At 73.9% G+C, this 7527-nt stretch carries 6 protein-coding genes; 1 reads left to right on the forward strand and 5 read right to left on the reverse strand.

The features are described 5' to 3' along the window. Positions 1-12 precede the first annotated feature (12 nt). The 5 genes from murJ to recN form a co-directional block, all read right to left on the reverse strand. A complete protein-coding gene (murJ, locus tag ACNAW0_RS29375; protein ID WP_416291290.1) occupies positions 13-1698 on the reverse strand; it encodes a murein biosynthesis integral membrane protein MurJ in 1686 nt (561 codons plus the stop codon). Between the two features lies 1 nt (position 1699). Then, positions 1700-2566, reverse strand: a complete 867-nt coding sequence (locus tag ACNAW0_RS29380; protein WP_416291291.1) for a hypothetical protein — start codon at positions 2564-2566, stop codon at positions 1700-1702. A gap of 88 nt (positions 2567-2654) precedes the next feature. Beyond that, complete coding sequence (locus tag ACNAW0_RS29385; RefSeq protein WP_416291292.1) at positions 2655-3602, reverse strand: copper transporter; 948 nt, start codon at positions 3600-3602, stop codon at positions 2655-2657. Positions 3603-3630: 28 nt separating this feature from the next. Next, positions 3631-4809, reverse strand: a complete 1179-nt coding sequence (gene steA, locus ACNAW0_RS29390; RefSeq protein ID WP_416291293.1) for a putative cytokinetic ring protein SteA — start codon at positions 4807-4809, stop codon at positions 3631-3633. 136 nt (positions 4810-4945) lie between these two features. Continuing rightward, complete coding sequence (recN, locus tag ACNAW0_RS29395) at positions 4946-6703, reverse strand: DNA repair protein RecN (protein ID WP_416291294.1); 1758 nt, start codon at positions 6701-6703, stop codon at positions 4946-4948. 569 nt (positions 6704-7272) lie between these two features. Between recN and ACNAW0_RS29400 the strand changes: the two genes are divergently transcribed. Further along, positions 7273-7494: a hypothetical protein gene (locus ACNAW0_RS29400; RefSeq protein ID WP_416291295.1), complete on the forward strand. Its 222-nt coding sequence runs from the start codon at positions 7273-7275 to the stop codon at positions 7492-7494. Positions 7495-7527 lie beyond the last annotated feature (33 nt).

Here is a 7527-nt window from a genome sequence, read left to right on the forward strand (position 1 = left end):
CACTCCTCGCGCTCACCGGGAAACGCTCTCCTTCCCGTCGCCCCGATCAGCGGGGCGCTGGCCGTCCTGCGTGCCGGTGCTGCCCGGCGATCGCCGCCGCCCGAGTCGGCGGGCCACAGCGGCGAGCAGCGGCCGGACGTCCCGCGCGTCGGTCAGCCAGGCTACGGCGAGGAACAGGCCGCCGACCACGGCTCCGGACAGCATGCCCTGCACGAACGCCGGCGCTGCCGTCGGGGTCCAGAGGCCGGCGAGCCAGCGGGAGATGACCGCCCCGCCGAGCCCGGCGACCGCGGCGGCGAGCAGGCCAGCGGCCCCGGCGCGGCCGACGCCGGCCAGGGCGGCCCGGCCGGCGGAACGGAGCACGGCGGCGATCAGCAGGCCGCCGAGGAGCAGCATGCCGGCAGAGGTGGCCAGGGCCACCGCCAGCACCCGGTCGGCCAGCGGCAGCAGGCGCCCGAGCAGGACCGCCAGCATCGGCACGGTCAGCCAGCCGACGGCGGTGGCGACGGTCGCCGACCGGGTCTCGCCGCGGGCGTAGAGGGCCCGGGTGAGCACGGCGAAGAGGCCGTAGCCGAGCAGGCCGGGAGCGAAGCCGGCGATGGCGGCCGCGGCCGGGCCGGCGACGTCCGGCCTGAAGAAGAAGTGCCCGACCGGGATCGCCGTGCCGACGAGCACGGCGGTGCCGAGCAGGCTGAACAGCACCACCCCGCGCACCGCCGGGGCCAGAGTCTTCCGGTAGGTCCGCTCGTCGCCCGCCGCACGGGCCGCCGCCAGCGTCGGGTACGCGGCCACGGCGAGCGGCACAGCCAGCACCGACCAGGGCAGGAAGTAGATCGTCTGCGCGATGTTGTAGATGCCCGGGCTGGCCTCCGACCCGTAGGAGACCTGGTTGAGCGCGACCATCAGGGCGACCTGCTGCGCGGCCACGGTCACCACCCCGGCGACGGCCAGCCCGCCGACCCGGGCCCGGGCGTCGGCGGGAAACCGGAAGCCCGGCCGCAGCGGCAGCCGCAGCCGGCGCAGCGGAATGAGCAGGGACAGCGAGAGCACCACCACACCCAGCGTGGTGCCGCCGGAGAGCAGCAGCTCACCACCCCGGCCGACCGCGCTGACGGTCGCCAGCCGCCCCTCGACGGCGGTGAAGCCGAGATAGACCGCGATGACGGTGACGCTGGACAGCAGCGGAGCGATCACCGGCCAGGCAAACCGCCGGTGCGCCTGGAGCACCCCGGTGAGCACGATGCCCACGCCGTACAGCGGCAGCTGGGGGGCGAACAGCCGCAGCATCCGCGCCCCGGCCTGGTGCTGGACCTCGCTGAGGCCGCCCCCCTGCAGCGAGACCAACGGGTCGGCGAGCAGCGCGACCAGCACGGCGAGCGGCACCAGCAGGGCGAGCACCCAGGTGAGCAGGGCCCCGGTGGTGGCGGCCACCGCACGCCGGTCGCCCGCCTCGGCCGGCGCCGCCAGCAGCGGTACGACGAGACTGGCCAGGGCCCCACCGGCGACGATCTCGAAGATGAAGTTCGGGAGGTTGTTCGCCACCACGTACGCGCCGCCGAGGTCGGTGGGGGCGAGCGTCCAGGTGAAGACGGCGGTACGGCCGAAGCCGGCGAGCCGGCTCACCACGGTGAGGACGGCGATGAGCGCGGCTGCTCCGGCCACCCGGCCGGCGCCGGCGAAGAGTGCCGGTTTCGTCACATCAGTCCGGGAGCCGGCCCAGCGCATCGAGCTCCCGCAGCCCCGGGGTCTGCTGGATGACCTGGGTGAAGCTGACCTTCTCGCTGGCGGCGGTGAGCGCGGCGAGCACGGCGAGCACGCCAGCCCGGCCGAGCGGGCCGGTCCGCGCGGCCAGGCTCACCCCGAGCAGCGCGCCGAGCGCGTTGGCGCCGCTGTCGCCGAGCATCACCCGCTCGTCGAGGTCCTCCCGGACCAGTCCGGCGGCAGCGCCGACCGCGCCCGCGGCGATCCCCCCGTACGCGCCGGTGGACAGCGGCGCGCCGAACAGCATGCCCGCCTTCAGCGCCCGGCCGGGGCGCAGGTCAAGCAGGTTGACCAGGTTGGCGGTGCCGGCCACCACGCCGGCGCCGAGCAGCACGTCGAGCCCGCGGCCGAAGGCGCCGGCCCGCTGCCGGCGGGGATGGGCGGCGACCCGGCGGTCGCAGGCAAGCAGCGCGGCGGCACCGAGGCCGGCCGCGCCGACCCCGACGATCTTGACGAGCCCGGCGGTGACGCGCCCCTCGCGCAGCGCGGCGAGGTGCCCGGCGAATCCCTTTGCGGTCTTCTGCTCGGGCCGCGCGCCGACGATGTCGTCGTACAGCCCGACAGTGCCGGCGCCCACCCCGGCGAGCAGGGCGGCGCCGCCGGCGGGGGCGCTGCCGGCGCCGAGCGCGCCCGCGGTGGCCGCCCCGACGGCCAGGGCCGGACCGGCGGCCAGGGTGACCGTGCGGCCCCGGAAGTTGGTGCGCTCCAGCGCCGGCGCGCCCGGGGAGGTACGCACCTCCCGCAGCACGTAGCGGGCGGCGACCGCCCCCGCGCCGACGGCCAGCAGCCGCCCCCACCTGGTCACGCGACCCCTCCGATCCGGATGTCGTACGCGTCGCGGTGCGAACCGGACAGCGGCCGGCCGCTCGCCTCCGCAGCCTCGCCCCGCGCGCTCACTGCGGCAGTTTAGGCAGCAGCCCTCCCGCGGCGTTGTCCCCGACACCGTACTGGCCGGCCTTCTTCTCGGTCAGCTGCTGCAACAGGGCGAGCGCGGTGACGAACTGGCCCTGCACCGTGTTGGCGTCGTCGACGGTCGAGATGCTCTGGGAGAGTACCGGGTCGCCCCGGACCACGGCGACCACGTTGCCCCCCACCGACCCCATGCCGCCCACCACGATCGCGCCGGTGCGGTCGAACTGCTCGGCGATCTTCACCACCGACTCGTCCTTCTTCGCCGAGTCCTTGTCGACGTACGGCTGCCCGCTGACCAGCACGACCGCCTCGGCGGGCCTGGAAATCTTGTCCTGCGGGGTGAGGTACCCGGCGGTCGTGTACGCCTGCAGCACCGCCCGGCGGTCCGCGTCGGTGATCTGCGGGCTGCCCTGTGGCCGGTCCAGCAGGACGCTGGCGAGCAGCGCGCTGGAGGTCTCCACGCCGTGCCCGTTGCCCGGCAGGTTGGCGGTGGAGACGCTGTTCGGGCGGGCGGCGGTGACGGCCAGTTCGAGCAGGTTGTTGTTGGTGGTGCTGTCCGGGTTGATGAACTTGTCCTGGACGTCGACCCGGCTCACGTTGGCCCCGGCGAGCTGGAGCATCTTCACCACACCCTCGGTGTGGTCCCGGCCGCTCGGCAGGTCGAGCACCAGCACCCGACGACCGGTCAGCTTGCCGGGGAGGAAGACCTGCGCCGACTCGGCGGCGAAGTCCTCCTCCCGGTCCAGTTCCTTCTGCAGGCTGTTGACCGTCTGGCGCATCTGCTGGTTGTCCTTGCGCAGCGCGTTGACGTTCTCCTTGAGCGAATCGGCGACCGGCCCGTTGAGGGCGGCCGTGCCGACCACCAGGCCGATCGCCAACGCCAGGAAGACCGCGGTCAGGGACACCACGTGGTAGCGGAAGTTGATCACGCTTGCAGCCTCTTGATCGGTCGGGGAGCTAGAAGAGCTGGCCGAGTTGGAACACGAAATTGTCCCACCATTCGGAGACCACGCCCAAATACGCCTTCCCGACGGTGGAGACCGCCACCGCGGAGGCCATCGCGGCCAGCGCCGAAAGGACCAGCAGCAGCAGGGACGAGCCGGAGATGCCCTGCCGATAGAGCCGGCTCACGCCCTTGGCGTCGACCAACTTGCCGCCCACCTTCAACCGGGTCAGGAAGGTCGAGGCCATGCCGCCCCGGCCCTTGTCGAGGAACTCCACCAGGGTCGCGTGGGTGCCGACGGCCACCAGCAGCGAGGCGCCCTTCTCGTCGGCCAGCAGCATGGCCAGGTCCTCGCTGGTGGCCGCGGCCGGGAAGGTGATCGCCGGCACGCCGAGGCCCTCCACCCGGGGCAGGCCCGGGGCCCGCCCGTCCGGGTACGCGTGCACGACCACCTCGGCGCCGCAGCGCAGCACGTCGTCGGTGACCGAGTCCATGTCGCCGATGATCATGTCGGGGGTGTAGCCGGCCTCGACCAGGGCATCCGCGCCGCCGTCCACGCCGATCAGGACCGGCTTGAACTCCCGGATGTAGGGGCGCAGCACGTCCAGGTCGGCCTTGTAGTCGTACCCTCGGACCACGATCAGGCAGTGCCGGCCCTGGATCTCGGTCTGGATCTCCGGTACGCCGACGCCGTCGAGCAGCAGGTCGCGTTCCTGCTTGAGGTAGTCCATGGTGTTGGCGGCGAACGCCTCCAACTGGACCGACAGCCCCTCCCGCGCGTCGGCCATCGACTTGGCCACCGTCTCGGCGTCCTGCAGGGCGCCGTGCGCGACCGGCTCGTCGCCGACGTACACCGTGTTGCCCTCGATCCGGACAACGTCGCCCTCGCGGATCTGCTCGAAGACGCTCTCACCGAGGTCGTCCAGGAGCGGGATGCCGGCGGAGATCAGCACCTCGGGGCCGAGGTTCGGGTAGCGCCCGGAGATCGAGGGCTTGGCGTTGAGCACGGCGGCGACCCCGACCGCGACCAGCGAGTCAGCCGCCACCCGGTCCACGTCGACGTGGTCGATGACCGCGATGTCGCCGGGCCGGAGCCGGCCGACCAGCCGCTTCGTCCGGCGGTCGAGGCGTGCGGTGCCGAGGACTGAGCCCGGTTCCGCGTTCCGGGTCCGGCGCAACGTGGGTAGACGCATCGTGACCATCCTGGCATGTGAGGCAGGTTTCGCTGTCGCGACATGCCTTGCCGTCGCGACATGCCTGAACAGGGCCGTCTACCCAGGGAAGCACACCGGGACGCGGGCCGGTGTGCTTGCCGTCACAAACCCGGGTTCACGGGCGCCTTTCCTTGGCCGCCACGGCCAGGAGTTCCTCCGCGTGTGCGATACCCAGGTCGGAATCCGGCAAACCGGCGAGCATCCGGGCAAGTTCCCGGGCCCGCTCAGTGTCCTCCACCACCCGGACCCCGCTGGTGGTCACCGCTCCCCCGGTGTCCTTCGCCACCACCAGGTGACGGTCGGCGAACGCGGCGACCTGCGGCAGGTGGGTGACCACCAGGACCTGGTGGCTGCGGGCCAGCCGGGCCAGCCGCCGGCCGATCTCCACGGCCGCCTGCCCGCCGACCCCGGCGTCGACCTCGTCGAACACCAGGGTGGGTGGGCCGCCGGACCCGGCGAAGACCACCTCGATGGCGAGCATCACCCGGGACAGCTCGCCGCCGGAGGCACCCCGCTGCAACGGCAGCGCGGGGGCGCCCGGGTGGGCCAGCAGCCGCAGCTCCACCTCGTCGGCGCCGTCCGGCCCGACCCCGGCCTCGACACCGTTGACCGTGAGGCTCGGCTCAGCCCGCCCGACCGGGCGCGGCAGCACCGCCACCTCGATCCGGGCGTGCGGCATGGCCAGCCCGGCCAGCTCGACGGTGACCTGCTCGGCGAAGCGGCCCGCGGCCTCCTGGCGCGACGCGGACACCCGACCGGCCAGCTCGGCCACCTCCCCGGCCAGCCGGGACGCCTCCTTGTCCAGCTCGTCGAGCAGCTCGTCGGAGGTGTCCAGGTCGGACAGTCGGGTGCGCGCCCGCTCGGCCCAGGCGACAACCCCGTTGACGTCGTCGGCGTACTTGCGGGTGAGCCCGCGCAGCGCGGCCCGCCGCTCGTAGACGGCCTGCAGGCGGGCCGGGTCGGCGTCCAGCCCGGCGAGGTAGGCCGACAGCTCCGCGGACACGTCGGCGACCAGGGTGGCCGCCTCCTCCAGCCGCACGGCCAGCTCGCCGAGCGCCGGGTCGGTGCCGGCCTGGGCCTCCAGGGTGCGCCGGGCGGTGCCGAGCAGCGCGGTGGCATCGGGGGTGTCGTCGGCCGCCTCGACGCCGCCGGCCACGCACTGGTGGGCCAGTTGGGCCGCCGTACGCAGCCCCTCGGCGTGCTCCAGGCGCTGCGCCTCCGTCTTCAGCTCGTCGTCCTCGCCGGGCTGCGGGTCGACCCGGGTGATCTCGTCGAGGCCGAGGCGGAGCAGATCCGCCTCCTGGTTGCGTGCGCGGGCGTTGCTCCGCCGCTCGGCCAGGTCGTCGACCACCGCCCGCCACCGGGTGTACGCCTCGCGCAGCGCGTCGAGCAGCTTCTCGTGCTCGGAGCCGGCGAACCGGTCCAGCGCGGCCCGCTGCTCGGCCGGGCGCAGCAGCCGGAGCTGGTCGGACTGGCCGTGCACGGCCACCACCTGCTCACCGACCTCGCCGAGCATCGACACCGGCATGCTCCGGCCGCCGAGGTGCGCCCGGGAGCGACCCTCCACGGTGACCGTACGGCTCAGCAGCAGCGAACCGTCCTCGTCGGGCTCTCCGCCGGCGTCGGTGATCCGGGCGTGCACTGTTCCGGCCACCCGGCCGTGCAGGCGCAGCCGCCCCTCCACCACGGCGCGACCCGGTTGGGCCCGCACCCGCCCGGCGTCCGCCCGGCCGCCGAAGAGCAGGCCGAGGCCGGTCACCACCATGGTCTTGCCCGCTCCGGTCTCGCCGGTGATGACGTTCATCCCGCCGGTCAACGGCAGCGTGGTGTCCTCGATGACGCCCAGTCCGGTGATGCGCAGCTCTTCCAGCACAGCACCCGACACTAGACGCGGCCCCCGGAGTTGACCAGCCGGCGCGGTGACACCACGGCCCCGTCCCCACCGGTGGACCGGCCGGTCGCCGGTCCGCCCAGGGGGGGCGGGTGGATGGCCGGAGTGCCGGACGTCCGCCTCACCGCTCGGCTCCCTGAGCCGCCGCTTCCTCCGACGGCGGCTCGTCGATCCGACGACCTGGCCGGGGTCGACACCCGGCCGGGTTCGGCTCACCGGTCCGCCCAACGCGGCCGGTCGCGACCCGTCCGGCACCCCGGCCGTCGTGATGCCGACCACCCCCTGGCCGGTGCCACGACCGCCGGGCCGCGCGCCCGAGCGGGCCTCACCGCCCCGCCCGGACTCCACCTCAGCGCAGCCCGCACGCCCCGGTGACCGTCCTTACGACGGTGCCGCCGGCCCCGTCGACGGCCCGGGCGACCGCTCCCGCCGCTGGGCTGGAACCGCTCGCCCTGCACCGGTTCCAACGTGGTACGCCGCACGCGCGGCACGGTCGTCGAGGGAGGCTCACGAACTTGGTTATGCGTCCTCAGTGGACATATACTGATTGGGTGGATTTTCTCCGACTGCCGAAGGCCGCGGAGCGGCTGGCTGTGCACGGTGCCACCCTCGGCGTGTTCCGCTCGATGAAGCTCGGTGGGCGGTCGGAACTCTTCAAGGATTTCGGTTCCCTGGTCACGGTGTTCGTCGGGGGCCTGTGCGGGATGGGTGCGGTAGAGAACTGGCGCCGTCTGTTGGTCGGGTCTGGGCAGTGCCAGGTTGGTGGCTGGTGAGTCGGAATCTGCCGGTGGCCGACGGCGAGGCCC

This window comes from Micromonospora sp. SL1-18, from assembly GCF_047921505.1.
Classification (GTDB): domain Bacteria; phylum Actinomycetota; class Actinomycetes; order Mycobacteriales; family Micromonosporaceae; genus Micromonospora.